The 18,465-nt window shown below is 66.3% G+C and carries 19 protein-coding genes, 2 tRNA genes and 1 pseudogene; 14 read left to right on the forward strand and 8 right to left on the reverse strand.

Features of this window, described 5'->3' with window-relative positions:
• From tnpA to BMW90_RS02980, 3 genes are all read left to right on the forward strand, one after another.
• On the forward strand, window positions 1–328 hold a 328-nt coding region (tnpA, locus tag BMW90_RS02970; RefSeq protein WP_074834887.1), incomplete at its 5' end, for an IS200/IS605 family transposase.
• Between the two features lie 218 nt (window positions 329–546).
• Window positions 547–1,140: a DUF7482 domain-containing protein gene (locus BMW90_RS02975; RefSeq protein WP_139211195.1), complete on the forward strand. Its 594-nt coding sequence runs from the start codon at window positions 547–549 to the stop codon at window positions 1,138–1,140.
• 120 nt (window positions 1,141–1,260) lie between these two features.
• The gene (locus BMW90_RS02980) at window positions 1,261–1,581 is read left to right on the forward strand and encodes a four-helix bundle copper-binding protein (protein WP_074834890.1); all 321 of its coding nucleotides are present in this window, start codon (window positions 1,261–1,263) and stop codon (window positions 1,579–1,581) included.
• 511 nt (window positions 1,582–2,092) lie between these two features.
• On the opposite strand, the gene BMW90_RS02985 is transcribed toward BMW90_RS02980, so the two are convergent.
• Window positions 2,093–2,182, reverse strand: a tRNA-Ser gene (locus tag BMW90_RS02985).
• A 241-nt stretch (window positions 2,183–2,423) separates the two neighbouring features.
• Here BMW90_RS02985 and BMW90_RS02990 point away from each other — a divergent pair.
• From BMW90_RS02990 to BMW90_RS03020, 7 genes are all read left to right on the forward strand, one after another.
• Complete coding sequence (locus BMW90_RS02990; RefSeq protein ID WP_074834892.1) at window positions 2,424–3,260, forward strand: SPOR domain-containing protein; 837 nt, start codon at window positions 2,424–2,426, stop codon at window positions 3,258–3,260.
• Window positions 3,261–3,296: 36 nt separating this feature from the next.
• Window positions 3,297–4,469 (forward strand): D-alanyl-D-alanine carboxypeptidase family protein, encoded by a 1,173-nt coding sequence (locus BMW90_RS02995; RefSeq protein WP_048531361.1) that lies wholly within the window; start codon window positions 3,297–3,299, stop codon window positions 4,467–4,469.
• A 12-nt stretch (window positions 4,470–4,481) separates the two neighbouring features.
• Window positions 4,482–5,093 (forward strand): dTMP kinase, encoded by a 612-nt coding sequence (gene tmk / locus BMW90_RS03000; RefSeq protein ID WP_074834894.1) that lies wholly within the window; start codon window positions 4,482–4,484, stop codon window positions 5,091–5,093.
• A 580-nt stretch (window positions 5,094–5,673) separates the two neighbouring features.
• Window positions 5,674–6,804 (forward strand): DNA polymerase III subunit delta', encoded by a 1,131-nt coding sequence (locus tag BMW90_RS03005; protein WP_074834896.1) that lies wholly within the window; start codon window positions 5,674–5,676, stop codon window positions 6,802–6,804.
• An 8-nt stretch (window positions 6,805–6,812) separates the two neighbouring features.
• Window positions 6,813–7,613 carry a TatD family hydrolase gene (locus BMW90_RS03010; protein WP_074834898.1) on the forward strand — a complete coding sequence of 267 codons (801 nt, stop codon included), beginning with the start codon at window positions 6,813–6,815 and terminating at the stop codon, window positions 7,611–7,613.
• Complete coding sequence (locus tag BMW90_RS03015; protein ID WP_048533752.1) at window positions 7,610–8,410, forward strand: MBL fold metallo-hydrolase; 801 nt, start codon at window positions 7,610–7,612, stop codon at window positions 8,408–8,410. Before BMW90_RS03010 ends, BMW90_RS03015 begins: the two co-directional genes overlap by 4 nt.
• Before the next feature lie 63 nt (window positions 8,411–8,473).
• Window positions 8,474–9,403: an AEC family transporter gene (locus tag BMW90_RS03020; protein ID WP_048531353.1), complete on the forward strand. Its 930-nt coding sequence runs from the start codon at window positions 8,474–8,476 to the stop codon at window positions 9,401–9,403.
• On the opposite strand, the gene BMW90_RS27255 is transcribed toward BMW90_RS03020, so the two are convergent.
• The 3 genes and pseudogenes from BMW90_RS27255 to BMW90_RS03030 form a co-directional block, all read right to left on the reverse strand.
• Window positions 9,335–9,865, reverse strand: coding sequence for a DUF2520 domain-containing protein (locus BMW90_RS27255; RefSeq protein WP_407657376.1), 531 nt, complete (start codon window positions 9,863–9,865; stop codon window positions 9,335–9,337). The genes BMW90_RS03020 and BMW90_RS27255 overlap by 69 nt on opposite strands.
• 15 nt (window positions 9,866–9,880) lie before the next feature.
• Window positions 9,881–10,228: pseudogene (locus BMW90_RS27260) on the reverse strand (hypothetical protein); the annotation flags it as partial.
• Between the two features lie 25 nt (window positions 10,229–10,253).
• A tRNA-Leu gene (locus BMW90_RS03030) sits at window positions 10,254–10,338 on the reverse strand.
• A gap of 162 nt (window positions 10,339–10,500) precedes the next feature.
• Between BMW90_RS03030 and BMW90_RS03035 the strand changes: the two genes are divergently transcribed.
• Entirely contained in the window at window positions 10,501–11,022 is a 522-nt protein-coding gene (locus tag BMW90_RS03035; protein WP_083415931.1) for a Hint domain-containing protein, read from the forward strand.
• Here the strand turns inward: BMW90_RS03035 and BMW90_RS03040 are convergent.
• On the reverse strand, window positions 11,019–12,614 hold the full coding sequence (locus BMW90_RS03040; protein ID WP_074834902.1) for an NAD(P)H-hydrate dehydratase: 1,596 nt from the start codon (window positions 12,612–12,614) through the stop codon (window positions 11,019–11,021). The two genes, BMW90_RS03035 and BMW90_RS03040, sit on opposite strands and share 4 nt — an antisense overlap.
• A gap of 167 nt (window positions 12,615–12,781) precedes the next feature.
• Here BMW90_RS03040 and BMW90_RS03045 point away from each other — a divergent pair, with 167 nt between their 5' ends.
• The 3 genes from BMW90_RS03045 to BMW90_RS03055 all read left to right on the forward strand — a co-directional run bounded on the left by BMW90_RS03045 (window position 12,782) and on the right by BMW90_RS03055 (window position 15,631).
• Window positions 12,782–13,120, forward strand: coding sequence for a P-II family nitrogen regulator (locus tag BMW90_RS03045; protein WP_048531347.1), 339 nt, complete (start codon window positions 12,782–12,784; stop codon window positions 13,118–13,120).
• 117 nt (window positions 13,121–13,237) lie between these two features.
• Window positions 13,238–14,644, forward strand: coding sequence for a type I glutamate--ammonia ligase (gene glnA / locus BMW90_RS03050; RefSeq protein WP_048531345.1), 1,407 nt, complete (start codon window positions 13,238–13,240; stop codon window positions 14,642–14,644).
• A gap of 171 nt (window positions 14,645–14,815) precedes the next feature.
• On the forward strand, window positions 14,816–15,631 hold the full coding sequence (locus BMW90_RS03055; RefSeq protein WP_074834904.1) for a lytic murein transglycosylase: 816 nt from the start codon (window positions 14,816–14,818) through the stop codon (window positions 15,629–15,631).
• Between the two features lie 176 nt (window positions 15,632–15,807).
• Here BMW90_RS03055 and BMW90_RS03060 read toward each other — a convergent pair whose 3' ends face one another.
• Genes BMW90_RS03060 through lpxD form a run of 3 tightly spaced genes read right to left on the reverse strand, consistent with a single transcriptional unit; the run spans window position 15,808 to window position 18,438 of the window.
• Window positions 15,808–17,016, reverse strand: a complete 1,209-nt coding sequence (locus tag BMW90_RS03060) for a beta-ketoacyl-[acyl-carrier-protein] synthase family protein (protein ID WP_074834906.1) — start codon at window positions 17,014–17,016, stop codon at window positions 15,808–15,810.
• 34 nt (window positions 17,017–17,050) lie between these two features.
• Window positions 17,051–17,311: an acyl carrier protein gene (locus tag BMW90_RS03065; protein WP_048531340.1), complete on the reverse strand. Its 261-nt coding sequence runs from the start codon at window positions 17,309–17,311 to the stop codon at window positions 17,051–17,053.
• Window positions 17,312–17,346: 35 nt separating this feature from the next.
• Window positions 17,347–18,438, reverse strand: coding sequence for a UDP-3-O-(3-hydroxymyristoyl)glucosamine N-acyltransferase (lpxD, locus tag BMW90_RS03070; protein ID WP_074834907.1), 1,092 nt, complete (start codon window positions 18,436–18,438; stop codon window positions 17,347–17,349).
• Window positions 18,439–18,465 lie beyond the last annotated feature (27 nt).

An 18,465-nucleotide genomic window follows, 5' to 3' on the forward strand; every position in this document is an offset into this window, starting at 1 on the left:
GATGCGGGAACGTCTTCGCGAGATCATCCGCCAAACCTGCGCAGAACTCGACGTGCACATCGTCAAGGGCGTCGTGGCGCGTGACCATGTCCACATGTTCATCAGTGTGCCGCCGAAACTGGCCCTCGCCACGGTCATGCAACGTATCAAGGGTCGCTCTTCGCGCCGGGTCCAGATGGAGTTCCCCGAATTGCGAAAGCGCTACTGGGGCCGCCGGTTCTGGGCTCGTGGGTATTTCTCGACCACTTCGGGAAACGTGACCGACGACATCATACTTCAGTACCTCGAACTACATGGAAAACATGATGCTACCGGCGTCAGCCGGTAGTGGTTCACTTCAGGCACGTCGTCATAAAATTCGCTCTGAACACCGAATGCCGAACGAGGCATGTTGGCGCGATCAAGATCAGGAATTGGCGGCATGACACCCAAAACCGTTACACCTTAGGTCAGCCGCCGACGCCGGCATGGAATATACCCCGTTGACACCGTACCTCGGTACGGCGGTTAGAGTGCATTGGGAATCAGCAGTCCGAGGTGATCCCGATGCGCAGACAAATCCGAAAAATCCACAAGTATGCCGCCGTATTTCTGGCCCTGGGCCTCACAGCAGCGCCAGCGAGTGCCCAAACCGGCTCGATGTCCGAGGGATCGGAAATGACGCCGATGATGGACATGTCGGGCGGCATGGATATGGCTGACATTCCCCGTGTGCCACCTGTCTTCGGATATGCCACGGGAGAAGACATCCACTTCATCCATACGGAAGTCTCGGACCCCGGGATCGCCGGCATTCTGACCGACATGATGGGATCGCCTGTTCCGGTTGTCCCGTCATTGGCGGACATTCCGGCTGACCTCCTGGCGCCTGTCTATGTCTTCGAGAACGGGCTTCAGCCGGACGGCCCCCGTGGGCCGCTGGGTTTTCAGCCAGACGTGTTCGACCGACCGGCAGGCACCGAAGCCTATACGCCCCTGCGCAAGATCATGCTGGTGAACTGGTCGGACAGCACCGAGCCGCGCGTCCTGCGCTCTGCCGAAGCCGTTACCAAGGCCGAAGCGAACAACGAGATTCGCATCTCCGACAGCGGAATCGTCGTGAACATGCCGTTTCTCACTTGGCCTGACGGTTCCCGTTAGACCCCGCGTTTTCGGCCCGCTCGCCTCTTTCTCGTTTCTCGCTGAACGAGCGGGCCGAACCCGCCTGCCCGGCAAAAACGCCGGGCGGTCACCCCAAGAAACTCGACAAGGAGAATATCGATGAATGACCAAGCCCTGAACGATTGCATCCAGGCTTGCCTCGACTGCACCACCGCGTGTGAAACCTGCGTGGATTGCTGCCTTGGCGATGCGGCAATGTCGGACTGCCTTCGCCATTGTCTCGATTGCGCGGAGGTCTGCCAGGCCTGTGCGCGGGTCATGGCGCGCAAGTCGCCGATGTCGAAGAAGTGGTGCGCCCTTTGTGCCGAAATTTGCGAGGCCTGTGCCGCCGAGTGCGAGAAGCACGACAAAGAGGCTTGCCAGCGCTGCACCGAGGCCTGCCGTCGGTGCGCCGAAGCCTGCCACAAGATGGCTGCATAAGCCGACGCGCCGTGGCCGGGGGGGGCGTGCCATCCCCGGCCCGCAGCGCAAGAGCACAGCGTCGGTGGGCCAAACTCTCAAAGGATTGCTCGCCGGGCAGGCCGGTTCGGTTCGCGCATTTCAAGCCACTGTTGAAAACCCCAACCGGCGGGGCCGGAGATGGCTTCCCCACAAGCGCGACATCCGGCCGGGGCCGCCTTCAGGGCGATCCGGCCGATTTGCAGCAGGGCGGCGAGGGTGAGGGCCGTTGAGTTCGGGGGGTACGGACACAGCGCGCCCCGGGGTTGACCCGGGGCCCCTTGGGTGCGGGCAGACGAGAGACCGGATCATGAACTGAAAAGGGTCTGCGACCAGCTCCACGCGCCCCCCAGAAAATGCCCCGGAGGAAAGACACCCGCCGAGGTCTCCCGGGAGGGATGACGGAGGAAACGGGCAGACGCCCCTCCCCTCGACGCCAACAGGAGTCGCGGTTCAAGTATCGCTCTCAGGAAAATCGGGGAAAAGGTGACCGTGGCGGAGGAGGTGGGATTCGAACCCACGGTACGCTTTCACGCACGCCGGTTTTCAAGACCGGTGCATTCGACCACTCTGCCACTCCTCCGCGCTTCGCTTCGTTAAACGGCGGCAAGTGATTCTGCAAAGCGCTCTGATGCAGGATTTCCGCCGATCCGGCCTTGCGGGCCTTTTCTTGCATGCGGGCAGAGGATAAGCTGTCGGCGCGCGACATGGCGCAGGCAGTCTGGACAAGACCGGAAAACCGGCAAGGCCTCGGCAGAGGCACTCAAGGCGAAAAGGGCAAGATAATGATTTCTCAGCGAGTTTCCGCGGTCGGCCGATCCCCCATGCCGCGTGGCGCACGGGTGCTGCTGGCCGGCACCGCGATCTGGCTGCTGGCGGCCTGCGAGAACGGCGCACAGCTTCCCGGCTTTCTGCAATCCAAAGACAGCGCGGCCGCCGCCGCCCCGGCCAGCCGCGCGACCCGCCTGGTGGAGCGCGATGTCGAGGCGCCGGATGTGTTCCAGGTCACCGAAGGCGGGCTCTGGGACGGCCGGCCCTCGCTCGGCGGGGTCTGGGTGGCGCACCCGGATGTGCGCGAGCCCGAGCGGGTGATCATTCGCAACCCCTCGAACGGCAAGTTCGTGATCGGCGCGCTGTTCCGCAAGGAACGTGCCACCCCGGGGCCGGAGCTTCAGGTGTCCTCCGATGCTGCCGATGCGCTGGGCCTGGTGGCCGGCCAGCCGACCAACCTCAATGTCACCGCGCTGCGCCGCGAGAAGACGCCGGAAACCCCGCAGGTGCCCGAAACACTGGACCCTGCCGGCCTTGACGCGCCCGAGGCGATCACCGCGTCCGAGCTTGACGCCCCCGCCGCCAGCGCCGCCGCGGCGATCGCAGCCGCCCCCGCCACGCCGCCCAGGCCGAAACCGGCGCCGCAGGCCGCGAGCCTGGACAAACCCTATATCCAGCTCGGCATCTTCTCGATCGAGAAGAACGCCGAAAATACCGCCGCCGCCATGAAATCCCGCGGGTTGAACGCGATCATCAAGAAGCAGTCGAGCCAGGGCAAGACCTTCTGGCGGGTGCTTGTCGGCCCCGCCGCCAGCGCCGCGGAGCGCGCCGCCGCGCTCGGGACGATCAAGTCGGCGGGCTTTACCGATGCCTATGCCGTGACCAATTAACCGCCCCGCCGAGGGCCCTTGCCAATCGGACCTGCCATGACGAGACATTTCGCCGCCCCCCTCCTCGCCTTCGCGCTGGCCGCCTCGACGGCGCTGCCGCTGCATGCCTTCGAAACCCGCGCGCAATCGGCTTTCGTGGTCGACATGACCACCGGCACGGTGCTGCTGGCCAAGGATGCCGACACTCCGCTGCCGCCGGCGTCGATGTCCAAGCTGATGACGCTCTACATGGCCTTCGAGGCGATCCGCGACGGCCGGCTCGATCTTCAGGAAAAGCTGCCGGTGTCGGAACACGCGATGTCCTACGGCGGCTCGACCATGTTCCTCGACACCACCGACCGGGTCAGCGTCGAGGATCTGCTGCGCGGGATCATCGTGCTGTCGGGCAATGATGCCTGCGCGGTGATCGCCGAGGCGCTGAGCCCCGATGGCACCGAGGCCGGCTTTGCCCGCTACATGACGCGGCGGGCGCAACAGCTGGGCATGACCAATTCCACCTTCACCAATTCCAACGGCTGGCCCGCCGCAGGCCACCGCATGTCGACCCGGGATCTGGCGCTGATCGCCCGGCGGCTCATCGAGGATTTCCCCGAATTCTACCCGATGTTCGCCGAACGCACCTTTGCCTTCGACGGCCGCGCGCCGCAGAACGTCAGCAACCGCAACCCGTTGCTGCGGCTCGGCATCGGCGCCGACGGGCTCAAGACCGGCCACACCCAGGAGGCGGGTTATGGCCTCGTGGGCTCGGCCAAGCAGGATGAGCGCCGCATCGTCTTTGTCGTCTCGGGCCTCGACAGCGAACGGGCCCGGGCCGAGGAAAGCGAGCAGATCGTCAACTGGGCCTTCCGGCATTTCACCCAGTCCAAGGTCGCCGCCCAGGGCCAGGTGGTGGCCGAGGCCGATGTCTGGATGGGCTCGGAGATGAAAGTCGGCCTGGTGCCGGCCGAGGATATCGAAATGCTGGTGCCGGTACTGGCCAGCGGCAAGGTCAATGCCGAGGTCGTCTACAACACCCCGATCGAGGCGCCGGTGGCCAAGGGCGACCAGCTGGGCGAGATGATCATCTCGCTCGAGGGGCTGCCCGAGAAGACCGTGCCGCTGGTCGCGGATCGCGACGTCGCGGCGGGCGGTTTCATGAGCCGGGTGACGACAGCGGCCAAAGTGCTGCTCAAGCAATGGGGCGCCCCGGTGCCCGGCCTGGCCTCCTGACCCGCGCGCCCGGTGTTCATCTCTTTCGAAGGCATTGACGGATCGGGCAAATCCACCCAGGCCCGACGGCTGGCCGAGCACCTGCGGGCGCTGGGCCGCGAGGTGGTGCTGACCCGCGAGCCCGGTGGCTCGCCCGGCGCCGAGGAGATCCGCGCGCTGGTCTTGCGGGGCGATCCCGACCGCTGGTCGGCGGAGACCGAGATCCTGCTGTTCACCGCCGCGCGCCGTGATCACCTGGAGCGGACGATCCTGCCGGCGCTGGCGGCCGGCAAGGTGGTGATCTGCGACCGTTTCGCGGATTCGACGCGCATGTATCAGGGTCTCTCGCGCGGCGATCTGCGCGGCATCGTCGACCAGCTGCATGCGCTGATGATCGGCCGCGAGCCGGACCTGACGATCCTGATCGACATGGACCCGGCCCTCGGTCTGGCCCGCGCCAAGGGCCGCGGCGGCGTGGAAGAACGGTTCGAGGATTTCGGTGCCGGGTTGCAGGAGCAGATGCGGGCCGGCTTCCTGGCGCTGGCCGGCGAATTTCCGGATCGCTTTCGGGTGATTGACGGCGGCCGCGCGGTGGATGAGGTGGCGCAAGACGTCGCGGAGCTGGCGGCGCGCGAACGGCTCTGAGCTCCGGCAGTCCAACTGAGGGCGGCATCCACGGTGCCTCCCCGTCCCGGCCCCGCGCCGGGACCTCTCCCATGACGAACGGGACCTCTCCCGTGACGAACCACGGGGCCCCGGATCAGGTCCGGGGCAGGACACGCATGGCAATGCACCCACGCGCCGGCGCAGAGATCAGAGCAAACGGCGGTGGCCGCCGGTCCAGACGCCAGGCAGCCGCCACAACACCTCCCCGTCCCGGCCCCCGCGCCGGGACCTCTCTCATGACGAACGGGACCTTTCCCGTGACGAATCTCGGGGCCCCGGATCAGGTCCGCGGCGGGACACGCCTGGCAACGCACGCGAGCGTTTGCGCAGGGCCCAGAGCAAACGGCGGTGGCCGCCGGTCCAGGCGCGAGGCGGCCGCTACAGGACCTCCCCGTCCCGGCCCCCGCGCCGGGACCTCTCCCATGATGAACCACGGGGCCCCGGATCAGGTCCGGGGCGGGACATTCCCGGTAATGCACGTGCGCCCCCGCGCCGGTGCCGCCGCCAAAGGCCAGATCCCCCCTTCCGTCCGGCACGCCGTCGCACTACACCTGAGCACATGAGCGACGACCGTCCCCAGCCCGACCAGACCGAAGGCGCCCCCCACCCGCGCGACACCGCCCGGCTGATCGGCCAGGCCGCGGCCGAGCAGGCCTTTCTCGAGGCCGTCACCTCGGGCCGGCTGCACCATGGCTGGATGATCGCCGGGCCGCGCGGCACCGGCAAGGCGACGCTGGCCTGGCGCATCGCCCGACACCTGATCGCCCATCCGCCCAGCACGGCCGATGGCGGCCTGTTCGGCGCGCCGCCGCCCCGCTCGCTGGATATCCCCGAGGATCACCCGGTCGCCCGCCGCATCGCCGCCGGATCCGAGCCCGGGCTGTTCAAGCTCACCCGGCCCTGGGACGACCGCGCCAAGCGGCTCAAGGCCGAAATCACCGTCGACGAGGTGCGCAAACTGAAATCGCGCTTTGCGCTCTCGGCCGCGGATGGCGGCTGGCGGGTGGTGATCGTCGATGCCGCCGACGAGATGAACACCAGTGCCGCCAACGCCCTGCTGAAGCTGCTGGAAGAGCCGCCGGCGCGCGCCACGCTGCTGCTTGTCACCCACCAGCCCTCGGCGCTCCTGCCCACCATCCGCTCACGCTGCCGCATGTTGCACCTGCGCCCGCTCTCGCCGCCCGACATGGCCGCCGCGCTCGACCAGGCCGGCGTCGCCGTGCCCCCCGAGGAGGCCGAGGCACTGGCTGCGCTTTCGGCCGGTTCGGTCGGCGATGCGATCCGGCTGTCGCTCAACGAGGGGCCGAAGCTCTACACCGCGATCCTGACGCTGCTCGGCTCCCTGCCCCAGCTTGACCGGGCCCGTGCGCTGGCACTGGCCGAGGCCGCCACCGCGCGTGGCGCCGAGGACCGGGTCACCACAATCTTTTCGCTGCTTGACCTGGCGCTGATCCGGCTGGCCCGCGCCGGCGCCTCCGGCCAGATGCCACAGCCCGCCGCGGCGAGAAACGAGGCCGAGATCTTTGCCCGCCTCGCCCCCGATCTGCGCCGCGCCCGCGCCTGGGCCGAAATCGGTCAGCAGATTTCCGAGCGCAGCCGCCACGGCCGGGCGGTCAATCTTGACCCTGCCGCGCTCATCCTAGATACGATGATCAAACTCCAGAAAACGGCGTCCGACCTGGCCGCCTGAGGCGGATCATGAGCAACCCGAAGATCACCGACAGTCACACCCATCTCGATTTCCCCGATTTCGACGACGCGCGCGACGCCATTGTCGCCCGCGCCGTCGAGGCCGGGGTGCATCGCATGGTGACCATCTGCACGAAACTGAAGAACGAACCCGGGGTGCGGGCCCTGGCCGAGACCTACGATCCGGTCTTCTATGCCGCCGGCACCCACCCGATGAGCGCCGCCGACGAACCGCTGGCCACCGCCGATGCGCTGGTGGCGCTGGCCGATCATCCCAAGTTCGTCGGCATCGGCGAGACCGGGCTCGACTATCATTACACCTCCGAGAGCGCTGATATCCAAAAGAAATCCCTGCGCATCCATATCGAGGCGGCGCAGACGACCGGATTGCCGCTGATCATCCATGCCCGCGCCGCCGATGACGACATGGCCGAAATCCTTGCCGCCGAGCACCGCAATGCGCCGTTCTCCTGCGTGATGCATTGCTTCTCCTCGGGCGCCGCGCTGGCCAAACGCGCCCTCGACCTCGGCTTCTACCTGTCGATGTCGGGCATCACCGCCTTTCCGAAAAGCGCCGAGCTGCGCGATATCTTTGCCGGCGCCCCGCTCGACCGCATCCTGGTCGAGACCGACGCGCCGTATCTTGCGCCGCCGCCCCATCGGGGCAAGCGCAACGAGCCGGCCTATACCGCCCACACCGCCCGCAAGGCGGCGGAAACCTTCGGCCTCGACTACGGCGAATTCGCCGCCCGGACCGAAGCCAATTTCGAACGGCTTTTCACCAAGGCCGCCGCGTGGTCGCCGTCATGAGCGATCACTATCGGTTCACCATTCTCGGCTGCGGCTCGTCCGGTGGCGTGCCCCGGCTTGGCGGCCATTGGGGCGATTGCGACCCGGAGAACCCCAGAAACATCCGCCGCCGCTGCTCGATGCTGGTCGAGCGGGTGGGCCCGGGCGGCATCACCTCAGTGCTGATCGACACCTCGCCCGACCTGCGCAGCCAGTTGCTCGACACCGGCACCGGCCGGCTCGACGGGGTGATCTTTACCCATGCTCACGCCGATCACACCCATGGCATCGACGATCTGCGGATGATCGTCTTCAACATGAAGACCCGGCTGCCGGTCTGGGCCGACGGGCCGACGCAGGACGCGCTTCTGGCGCGGTTCGGCTATGCCTTCGCCCAGCCCGAGGGCTCGCCCTATCCGCCGATCCTCGACCTGCACACCATCGCCGGCGATGTCACCGTCGATGGCGCCGGCGGGCCGATCACCTTCACCCCGTTCGAGGTCAACCACGGATCGATCGACGCGCTGGGCTTTCGCATTGCCGGGTTGGCCTATGTGCCGGATGTCGCCGAGATCCCCGAGGCGGCCTGGCCGCTGCTCGAAGGGCTCGACATCTGGATCGTCGACGCGCTGCGCCGCAAACCGCATCCGACCCATGCCCATCTCGCGCGGACGCTCGAATGGATCACCCGCGCCGCGCCGCGGCGGGCGGTGCTGACCAACATGCATATCGATCTCGACTACGCCACGCTGGAGGCCGAAACCCCCGACCACATCACCCCGGCCTACGATCTCATGCAGCTGACACTTCCTGCATGACCTGGTGTTTCTTCTCTTTCCAAATACGCCCACGCCACGGCAGCCGCGGGGCGCAAGGCTGACATGCAGGCGCTGCTCGAGGTCATCCTGCCGGTCTTCCTGGTGATCGGCGCCGGCTATCTCGCCGTCTGGCGCCGCTGGATCAGCGACGGCGCCATCGATGGCCTGATGGATTTCACCCAGAAGATCGCCATCCCGGTGCTGTTGTTCCAGGCGATCTCGCGGCTCGATCTCGGGGCGCATTTCGACCTCGCGTTGCTGCTCAGTTTCTACACCGGGTCATTCACCGGCTTCGTCGTCGGACTGCTGGCGGGGCGCTATGTCTTCAAGCGCGCCTGGGAGGATTCGGTTGCCATCGGCTTCTGCTGCCTCTTTGCCAATTCGGTGATGCTCGGCATCGCCATCACCGAAAGCGCCTATGGCGCCGGGGCGCTGGGGCCGAACTATGCCATCGTGGCGCTGCATTCGCCCTTCTGCTACGGCCTCGGCATCACCGCGATGGAGATCGCCCGTTCGCGCGGCACCCCGGCGCGGCAGATGCCGGCCAAGGTGCTCAAGGCAATGTTCCGCAACGCGCTGGTGATTGGCATCATGCTGGGCTTTGTGGTGAATTTCTCGGGCTTCGCGCTGCCGCAGGTGGCCACCGACGGGATCGATCTGGTGGTACGTGCGGCCATTCCCTGCGCGCTCTTTGGCATGGGCGGGGTCATGTACCGCTATCGTCCTGACGGAGATTTCCGCATTATCGCAATGGTCTGTGCCGTTTCCCTCATCCTGCACCCGACGATCACCTACACAATGGCGACGATCACCGGCCTGTCCACCGGGGCGCTCCGCTCGGCGGTGCTGACGGCGACCATGGCGCCGGGGATCAACACCTATGTCTTTGCCAATATGTACGGCGTGGCCAAGCGGGTGGCGGCCTCATCGGTGCTGATCGCCACCGGGCTGTCGATCCTGACGATCTGGGTCTGGCTGTCGCTCCTGCCCTGAGCCGGTGCGCCCGGTTGACTTGAGCCGAGCGGCCATGGCGCTGAGCAGGTCATAGACCGCCCCCGCCTCCGCCTGCCATTCGGTCACCGCGCGGCCCTGGGCCGCGATCACCGCCGCATCGCCGCGCGCCGCCGGCCCGGTCAGCGCCGCCTGCGGCCCCTTGGCCAGGACATTCGCGACCGTGCCCCGCAGCAGCGTCGCATGCAGGTCGGTCACCACCGCCGCGGGCACGCCGGCCTCGGCCCAGGCCTCTTGTGCGAGGCCCTGAAGCACGGTGGTGAAGTTGTTCGAAATCACCGCCGCCGCGTGATAGAGCGCCTTGGCCTCGCCGCGGATCGGAAAGCAGCGCGCGCCGAGCGTCGAAAAGACCTCCGAGAGCCGGTCTGCCGCCGCGCCCTCGATGCCGCAGAAACAGCCGGGGAACTGGCGCGCGGCGCTCGCCGGATCGGCGAAGGACAGCACCGGATGCGCGCTGCCGGTCTGCCAGCCGGCCTCTGCCAACGGCGCCAGCAGCGCCGCCGGGTGAAAGCCGCTGCAATGCGCCGCGACGGCCGGGGGAAGGCCCTGACGGGCGAGGTCACCGGCAACGCCGGCAAGCTGATCGTCGGGTACGGTGAGCAGAAACAGATCGGCCGGGCGCAGGTCTTCGAACCCGGTGATGGCGCGGCCGCCGCCGGCGAAATCCCGCGCCGCCGCTGCCGCATCCGGCCGCCGGGCGAGGATATCGGCAAGCTCGAAAACGCCGGAGCTGTGACCGAGGCGCAACAGCGTCTGCCCCACCCTGCCAGGGCCGATGACGGTGATCGAGAGGGGGCGGGTCATGCGAAAATCCTCTGCTCGGGGCGAGGAGTGGTGCGGGTGAAGGGACTTGAACCCCCACGCCTTGCGGCGCCAGAACCTAAATCTGGTGCGTCTACCAATTCCGCCACACCCGCATCCTTGCGCCCCGCGGAACCGCGCGCGCCCGCCGGTCTCTAGCAAAGCTCGAAAGAGGATGCGAGGGGATTTCGGATAGCGGCGCGAAAATATCAGGACATTTACCGGTTCTTGAGATAACCTGTGAAAAAAACAAAACAAGTAGTAGAGCAGGTAAGCCCATGAATCCCAACGTGGTCGGGCGCGCAGGTGAGCAGGTTGCCCAGCCGGACCTTGTCCGGCACCAAGAGCGCGCGAATTCCGAAATCAATGGCCTCATCGCCGGCACCCGGCTGTGGACGCTGGATGGCGAAATGCCGGTGCAATATCTCAGCCCCGGCGACCGCATCATCACCCGCGACACCGGCATGGCGCTGTTGCGCCAGGTCGTGCTGCGCGAGGTTCGCTGCGCCACGGTGCGGATCCGGGCCGGATCTCTGGGCCACACCCGCCCCGACACCGACCTGGTGCTGCCGGCCAGCCAACCGGTGCTGGTGCGCGACTGGCGCGCCGAGGCGCTGTTCGGCGCCAAGGAGGTGCTGGTGCCCGCCGCGCGGCTGGTGGACGGCCAGTTCATCACCCGGGGCGGACATGAAAAACTGCGCCTGATCGAGCTGCATTTCGACGCGCCGCATATCCTTTATGCCGATGGCATCGAAATCGCCTGCGGCACCCGGCAGCCCACAGCCTTGGGTGTGGCCTAGAGCGCGCGCAACACCGCGGGCAGCGCCTCGGGCAGATCCTCGGAAATCAGACCGGGGCCGAAATGCCGGGCGCAGGCAACATGCAGCCAGGCGGCGGTTTGCGCCGCCGGCATCGGGGCCATTCCGCGCGCCAGCAATCCGGTGACAAAGCCCGCCAGCACGTCGCCGGTGCCTGCCGTGGCCAGCCAGGGCGCGGCGCGATCATAGACCCCGGCATTGACCGCGACCCGCCCCTGCGGATCTGCGATCACCGTATCGGGGCCCTTGAACACCACCACACAGCCGGCGCGCCGGGCCGCATCGCGTGCGGCGTCTGCCTTGGAATAGGCCGGGCCCGCGTGCGGTGTATCGCCAAGCCGCGCCGCGAGATCGGGAAAAAGCCGGGCGAATTCGCCGTCATGCGGCGTCAGCACGCTGCGCGCGTGCAGCCGGGCAAACAGCGCCTCGGGATCGTCGCGATAGGCGGTCAGCGCATCGGCATCCAGCACCACGCCGCGCGCCGGCCGGGCGCGCTCTGCGGCCTGATCCAGCGCCACCGGCACCAGCGCCCGCGCCCTGTCGAGCCCCAGCCCCGGCCCGAGGCAGAGCGCGGTGATCCGCCCGTCCTCCAGCAGCGCGGCCAGCGCCGCACCATCCTCCACCCGCGTCATCATCAACCCGGTGATCTGGCCGGCCACTTCCATCTGCGCCGCCCCCGGCACGCCCAGCGTAACCAGGCCGGCGCCGATCCGCAGCGCGCCGCGCGCGGCCAGCCGCGCCGCGCCGGTCTTGCCGAAGCCGCCCGAGATCACCACCGCATGGCCGTGCGAGAACTTGTGCCCGCCACCCTTGGCAAGCGTTTCGGCCGGCGGCGCGTCCACCCGTCGCGCTGGGCCGGGGACCGCGTCCTGCGACGGCGCAAGTCCGATATCCTGCACCACCAGCGCGCCGCATGCCTCAGGCCCCTCGGCCAGCAGATGCCCCAGCCTCGGCCGGTGAAAACTGACCGTGAGATTGGCTCGCACCACGCGGCCCGGCGGATCGTCCCGATCCCGGCCTATGTAGCGCCCGCTGTCCGAACAGAGCCCGCTGGGCAGATCGACCGCCACCACCTGTGGCGCAGCGGCGGCCTGCCAGCGGCTCAGCACCGCCTGAACGCCCCGCAGGTCGCCGAGCGGCCGGGTCAGCCCGGTGCCGAAGAGCGCATCCACCGCCAGCGCGGTTTCGGGATGCGCCTCGAGATACCCGTCGAGCGATGTCTCCTCCAGCGGTCGCACCGCGCCAAGCGCGTGCCAGCGGTCATGGTTGGCGCGGGCATCCGGCGGCAGCTTTTCCGGATCGCCAAAGAGAAAAACCTCGACCGCCCAGCCCCGCGCCAGCAGCAGCCGCGCAATGACAAACCCGTCACCGCCATTGTTGCCCGGCCCGCAGAGCACCACCGCCCGCGGCGCGCCTTGCCCGAGCTCGGGCCAGATCCCGGGCCAGGTCTCGAGCACCGCCCTAACCACGCCGGCGCCGGCGCGCTCCATCAACTCCAGCCCGGTCACATCGCCCCGCGCAATCGCCGCCTGTTCGAGCGCGCGCATCTCTGCGCCGGTCAGCAATTCACTCATCGATCACCCCAAGATTCAATTCTGCTTGATTTATGTGCAAACCGCCCGTTCTTTGGGCGCATGGTTTTCGCGACCTGCCAAATCCGCCCCTCCCGAACCCTACACAATTGTAGCCCCCGGTGAGAAGTGGTCTGAGCGGCTCAACACCCTTTGCGAGGAGGCACCACATGAAGAAAATCGAGGCAATCATCAAGCCGTTCAAGCTTGATGAGGTCAAGGAGGCGCTGCAAGACGTTGGCGTCCAGGGCCTCAGCGTGGTCGAGGTCAAGGGCTTCGGACGGCAGAAAGGCCATACCGAGCTGTATCGCGGCGCGGAATATGTGGTGGATTTCCTGCCCAAGGTGAAGATCGAGGTGGTGCTGGACGACGATCAGGTCGACGGCGCGATCGAAGCCATCGTCGAGGCGGCCAAGACCGACAAGATCGGCGACGGCAAGATCTTTGTCACCCCGGTCGAACAGGCGATCCGCATCCGGACCGGCGAGACAGGCTCCGACGCGCTCTGACGCAGAGCCGCCTGCCCCGGGCTTGATCCGGGGCCTCCTGCAAGGCGTGACCACTCATCAGACCCCGGAGCGTCTCCGGGATCACGACACTGAAAAACCAATCAAGGGAATGACCAAATGAGCGCAAAAGACCTGCTCAAGCTGATCAAGGACGAGGACGTCGCCTATGTCGACATCCGCTTTACCGACCCGCGCGGCAAGCTCCAGCACGTGACCGTGATCGAAAGCGAAGTCGACGAGGATTTCCTCGAAGAGGGCTTCATGTTCGACGGCTCCTCCATCGCCGGCTGGAAATCGATCGAAGCCTCCGACATGAAGCTGATGCCCGATTGCGACAGCGCCTATATCGACCCGTTCTATGCCGAAAAGACCGTCTGCGTGCATTGCTCGGTGGTCGAGCCCGACACCAACGAGCCTTACAACCGCGACCCGCGCGGCACCGCCGAGAAGGCCGAGGCCTATCTGAAGTCCTCCGGCATCGGTGACATTTCCTACTGGGGCCCGGAAGCCGAGTTCTTCCTGTTCGACGACGTCCGCTTCTCGAACTCGATCAACAAGGTGTCCTACGAGGTCGACGCGCTCGACGCCTCCTGGAACACCGACACCGAATACGAGATGGGCAACACCGGCCACCGCCCCGGCATCAAGGGCGGCTACTTCCCGGTCAACCCGATCGACGACGGTCAGGACATCCGCTCCGAAATGCTCTCGACCATGAAGCGTCTGGGCATGAAGGTCGACAAGCACCACCACGAAGTGGCCTCGTGTCAGCACGAGCTGGGCCTGATCTTCGGTTCGCTCACCAAGCAGGCGGACGAGCTTCAGAAGTACAAATACGTGATCCACAACGTGGCCCAGGCCTACGGCAAATCGGCGACCTTCATGCCGAAGCCGATCTATGGCGACAACGGCACCGGCATGCACTGCAACATGTCGATCTGGAAAGACGGCAAACCGCTGTTTGCCGGCGACAAATACGCCGATCTGAGCCAGGAAGCGCTGTATTTCATCGGCGGCATCCTGAAGCACGCCAAGGCGCTCAATGCCTTCACCAATCCGTCGACCAACAGCTACAAGCGCCTGATCCCGGGCTTCGAGGCCCCCGTGCTGCGCGCCTATTCGGCCCGCAACCGCTCGGGTTGCGTGCGTATTCCGTGGACCGAGAACCCCAAGGCGAAACGTGTCGAAGCGCGCTTCCCCGATCCCTCGGCCAACCCCTACCTGTGCTTTGCCGCGCTGCTGATGGCCGGTCTCGACGGCATCACCAACAAGATCGATCCCGGCGAGGCGATGGACAAGAACCTCTACGACCTGCCGGCCGAAGAGCTCGAAGGCATCCCCACCGTCTGCGGCTCGCTCCGCGAGGCGATGCAAGAGCTGCAAGCCGATATGGACTTCCTGCTGGCCGGTGACGTTTTCACCAAGGACCAGATCGAAGGCTATATCGAGCTCAAGATGGAAGAGATCGAGCTCTATGAGCACACGCCGCACCCGGTCGAGTTCGGCATGTACTACAGCTGCTGAGGCTGCGCCGGGCCGAAGCCGGGCCTGGCACGCAATGCGGAAGGGCGTCCCTCGGGGCGCCCTTTTCGTTTTTCCGGAACGGCGCGATCTGTCTGCCCGAAAATTTCTGGACGCAATCCCCGCGCCCGCTACACTTCATGGCGAGAGATCACTTGCCACAAGGACATTTTCATGCGCCGTTTCACCATTGTTTTTTCAATTGTCGCGGGCCTCGCCGCTCCGGCCGTAGAGGCCGCACAATGCATCACCTCGAAAGGCGCCTTCTCGGGCTACAAGGCCGGGCTGGCGCAAGATGCCCAGGCCAGCGGCGTCGGCCCGCGCGGCATGCAGGCGCTGCAATCGGCGCAGCTCTCCGGCATCACCTGGCGGTTCGAATCCAATCCCTCCAGCCAGAGCGGCACCCTGCAAAGAGACCCCGCAACCTTCCTCGCCAAGCGTTCCGGCAGCTCTGCCGATGCCTTCATCCAGCGCACCCGTTCGCGCATGGCCAAAAACCCCAACACCTTCGCCTCGATCGAGCAGCGTTTTGGCGTGCCGGGCAGCGTGCTGGCCACGATCTGGGGGCTGGAGACAAGCTGGGGCGGCTATCTCGGCGAAACCCCGATCGTCGGCGGTGCGGTGACGCTGGCCTCTTACTGCCGCCGGCATCCCCGGTTCGAAAGCCACGCCATCGCGGCGCTGCAACTGGTCGATCGCAGCATCATCACTGCCAACACCCGCGGTGGCCCCTCGGGCGAATTGGGGCATATGCAATTCCTCGCCGGCAACTGGCTGCGCTATGGCGTCGACGGAAATGGCGATGGCCGGGCCGATCCCTACAACGCGGTCGATGCGCTGGCCTCGGCCGCCAATATGCTGGCCCGCAACGGCTGGCGCGCCGGCGCGCCCTTTGGCCAGGGCACCGCGAATTTCCGGGTTCTCTCGGCCTGGAACGACAGCGGCAACTACCAGCGCGCCATCGCCTATGCGGCCGAGCGCGCGCAATGATCTGACAGGGCCCACCCCTGCCAGAACGCCGGAAGCCCGGAGGTCTCACCACCCCCGGGCTTCTTCTCTTTCAAAATACGCCACCCCGCGCTCGACAAGGCTCCCGGCCCCGCCCGGCGACACGGCAGCAAAAGCCAGCCCACCGCCAGCCGTCCTCACATGTCAGGTAAAAATGCTCAGAACCGGCGCAGCGCCAGAACGGCGTTCAATCCGCCAAAGGCAAAGGCATTCGACAGCGCCACGTCGACATCGGCCTCACGCGCCTCGTTGGGCACCACGTCGAGCGCACATTCCGGGTCGGGTTCCTCATAGCCGATGGTGGGCGCAATCACCCCGTCGCGCACCGCCATGATGCAGGCCAGAAGCTCGACCGCGCCGGTGCCGCCGATCAGGTGACCGTGCATCGACTTGGTCGAAGAGATCATCAGCTTGTCGGCATGGGCGCCAAAGACATCGGCCACCGCCGCGCTTTCGGTCTTGTCGTTGGCGGCGGTGCCGGTGCCATGGGCGTTGATATAGCCCACTTCGGTCGCATCGACCCGTGCATCGACCAGCGCGCCGCGAATGGCCCGTGCGGCGCCGCTCTTGGACGGCATGACGATGTCCGAGGCATCCGAGGACATGGCAAAGCCCACGACTTCGGCGAGGATGTCGGCGCCGCGCTTGCGGGCGTGCTCCAGCTCTTCGAAAACAAAGACCGCCGCGCCCTCGCCCTGGACCATGCCGTTGCGGTTGGCCGAGAACGGCCGGCAGCCGTCCTTGGACATCACCCGCAGGCCTTCCCAGGCCTTGACGCCGCCAAAGCAGAGCATGGCCTCGGAGCCGCCGGTGACCATTGCCGGCGTCATGCCGCCTTGAACCATCTGGAAGGCAAGGCTCATCGCGTGGTTGCTGGATGCGCAGGCGGTGGACACGGTGAAGGACGGGCCCTTGAGGTTGAACTCCATCGACACATGGCTGGCCGCGGCATTGTTCATCAACTTGGGCACCACGAAGGGATGCACCCGGTTCTTGCCGTCCTCGTAGACCGAGCGGTAGTTTTCATCCAGCGTGTTCATGCCGCCGCCGGAATTGCCCAGGATCACCCCGGCCCGCGCCGCCAGTTCGTCGGTGAACTCCAGCCCCGACTGCGCCATGGCCTCGCGGCCGGCGACAAGCGTGAATTGGGTAAAGCGGTCATAGAGCGAGAGTTGCTGGCGATTGAACCAGGCCTCCGGGTCGAAATCGCGGACCTGTCCGCCGATCTTGATCGCCAGGCGGTCGAGATCGGCGATGTCGAGCGTGCCGATGCCGCAGCGTCCCTCGCGCATGGCCGCCATCGTGTCGGGCACATTCTGCCCCAGCGCATTGACGGTTCCGGCGCCGGTGATGACAACCCGTTTCATGACTTCCTGCCCCGCTCTGTTATCTGCTCAGGGCCTAGCCCTTTTGCTCGGCGATCAGCTTCTTGATGCCGGCAACGATGCTGCCGACCGACGAGATATCGAAATCGCTTTCGGTGGGCTCGTTCGCATTGAACGGGATCGAGATATCGAAGGCCTCTTCTATCGCAAAGATGCTCTCGACCAGCCCGAGACTGTCGATTCCCAGATCCTCGAGCGTATTGTCCATGGAGACATCGGATTTTTCCAGAACGGCCTGTTCCGCAATGATCTCGACAACCTTGTCCTTGACGTCCATCGGATGGTCTCCCCGCCTTGTGATCCTCCGGTGATTTAGTCGCTCTCGCCCTGCTTGGAAACCGCTTTTTTAAGCGCTGCGACATCCCGCATCAACCGGGGCAAGCGGCGGATTGCCTTGTAGCTTTCGGTCTGGACATCCATCTTTGTCGCCGGATACCCGAGCATGACGCGGCCGCTTGGCACGTTCGACAGGATCGTCGTGCCGCCGCCGCTGATCACGTTGTCGCCGATGAAAAGATTGTCGGCGATCCCGGTCTGGCCACCAAAGACGCAGTTGTTGCCGGTCTTGACCGAACCGGCAAAGCCAACGTGACCGCAGATCAGGCAATCCTTGCCGATGATGCAATTGTGGCCAATCTGCACGAGGTTGTCGATCTTGGTGCCGTCGCCGATCACGGTGTCGCGGACGGTGCCCCTGTCGATGCAGGTGTTCGAGCCCACCTCGACATCATTGCCGATGGTCACCCCGCCCAGAGAATGGATCCGGGCCCAGGATTGCGCCTTGGCTTCGCCCTGGTCGCCCAATGTCTCGCGGGCGCGTTCGGCGCCGCTCTTTTCCGGGGTGACAAAGCTGAAGCCGTCAGACCCGATCCGGGCGCCGGACTGCGCCATGAAATGCGCGCCGATGGTGACCCCATGCGCCACGGTTACCTGGGCATGCAGCAGCGCGTCTCCGCCCAGGCGCACCTCGGCCCCGATGTAACATTGCGGTCCGATCACCGACCGGGCGCCGATCACCGCATTTGGTCCGACCATGGCCAGCGGCCCGATGGTCACCCCTTCGCCGATCTCGGCCGAAGGGTCGATCACCGCGGTGGGATGGATGCCCTGAGGATAACGCGCTCCGGGGTCCATCATCTGCGACAGGCCCGCCAGCGCAAAACGCGGTCGTTGGGCAAAGATCGCCGCCTCAAGCCCCAACGCCTGCCAATCGGCGCCGGTCCAGAGCAGCGCGGCACGCGCCCTGCCCTGCGACAGGGTTTCGGCAAATTCGGGTTTCATCGCCAAGGCAAGGTGCTCTGGACCGGCCTCTGCCGGTTCCCGCACGGCCTCGATCGAAATGTCGGTGGCGCCTGCTGCCTCACAGCCGAGCGCCGCCGCAATGTCCTGTACCGTATAGGTCATCCTGCGCCTCGCAATCGTTGCGCAGCC

This window comes from Marinovum algicola, assembly GCF_900109145.1.
GTDB lineage: Bacteria > Pseudomonadota > Alphaproteobacteria > Rhodobacterales > Rhodobacteraceae > Marinovum > Marinovum algicola.

What these genes read in the sequence shown, in the direction of transcription:
- BMW90_RS02975 (WP_139211195.1), top strand. Translation starts at nt 547, where the DNA reads ATGCGCAGACAAATCCGAAAAATCCACAAGTATGCCGCCGTATTTCTG.
- BMW90_RS02980 (WP_074834890.1), top strand. Translation starts at nt 1,261, where the DNA reads ATGAATGACCAAGCCCTGAACGATTGCATCCAGGCTTGCCTCGACTGC.
- BMW90_RS02990 (WP_074834892.1), top strand. Translation starts at nt 2,424, where the DNA reads ATGCCGCGTGGCGCACGGGTGCTGCTGGCCGGCACCGCGATCTGGCTG.
- BMW90_RS02995 (WP_048531361.1), top strand. Translation starts at nt 3,297, where the DNA reads ATGACGAGACATTTCGCCGCCCCCCTCCTCGCCTTCGCGCTGGCCGCC.
- BMW90_RS03005 (WP_074834896.1), top strand. Translation starts at nt 5,674, where the DNA reads ATGAGCGACGACCGTCCCCAGCCCGACCAGACCGAAGGCGCCCCCCAC.
- BMW90_RS03010 (WP_074834898.1), top strand. Translation starts at nt 6,813, where the DNA reads ATGAGCAACCCGAAGATCACCGACAGTCACACCCATCTCGATTTCCCC.
- BMW90_RS03015 (WP_048533752.1), top strand. Translation starts at nt 7,610, where the DNA reads ATGAGCGATCACTATCGGTTCACCATTCTCGGCTGCGGCTCGTCCGGT.
- BMW90_RS03020 (WP_048531353.1), top strand. Translation starts at nt 8,474, where the DNA reads ATGCAGGCGCTGCTCGAGGTCATCCTGCCGGTCTTCCTGGTGATCGGC.
- BMW90_RS03035 (WP_083415931.1), top strand. Translation starts at nt 10,501, where the DNA reads ATGAATCCCAACGTGGTCGGGCGCGCAGGTGAGCAGGTTGCCCAGCCG.
- BMW90_RS03040 (WP_074834902.1), bottom strand. Translation starts at nt 12,614, where the DNA reads ATGAGTGAATTGCTGACCGGCGCAGAGATGCGCGCGCTCGAACAGGCG.
- BMW90_RS03045 (WP_048531347.1), top strand. Translation starts at nt 12,782, where the DNA reads ATGAAGAAAATCGAGGCAATCATCAAGCCGTTCAAGCTTGATGAGGTC.
- glnA (WP_048531345.1), top strand. Translation starts at nt 13,238, where the DNA reads ATGAGCGCAAAAGACCTGCTCAAGCTGATCAAGGACGAGGACGTCGCC.
- BMW90_RS03055 (WP_074834904.1), top strand. Translation starts at nt 14,816, where the DNA reads ATGCGCCGTTTCACCATTGTTTTTTCAATTGTCGCGGGCCTCGCCGCT.
- BMW90_RS03060 (WP_074834906.1), bottom strand. Translation starts at nt 17,016, where the DNA reads ATGAAACGGGTTGTCATCACCGGCGCCGGAACCGTCAATGCGCTGGGG.
- BMW90_RS03065 (WP_048531340.1), bottom strand. Translation starts at nt 17,311, where the DNA reads ATGGACGTCAAGGACAAGGTTGTCGAGATCATTGCGGAACAGGCCGTT.
- lpxD (WP_074834907.1), bottom strand. Translation starts at nt 18,438, where the DNA reads ATGACCTATACGGTACAGGACATTGCGGCGGCGCTCGGCTGTGAGGCA.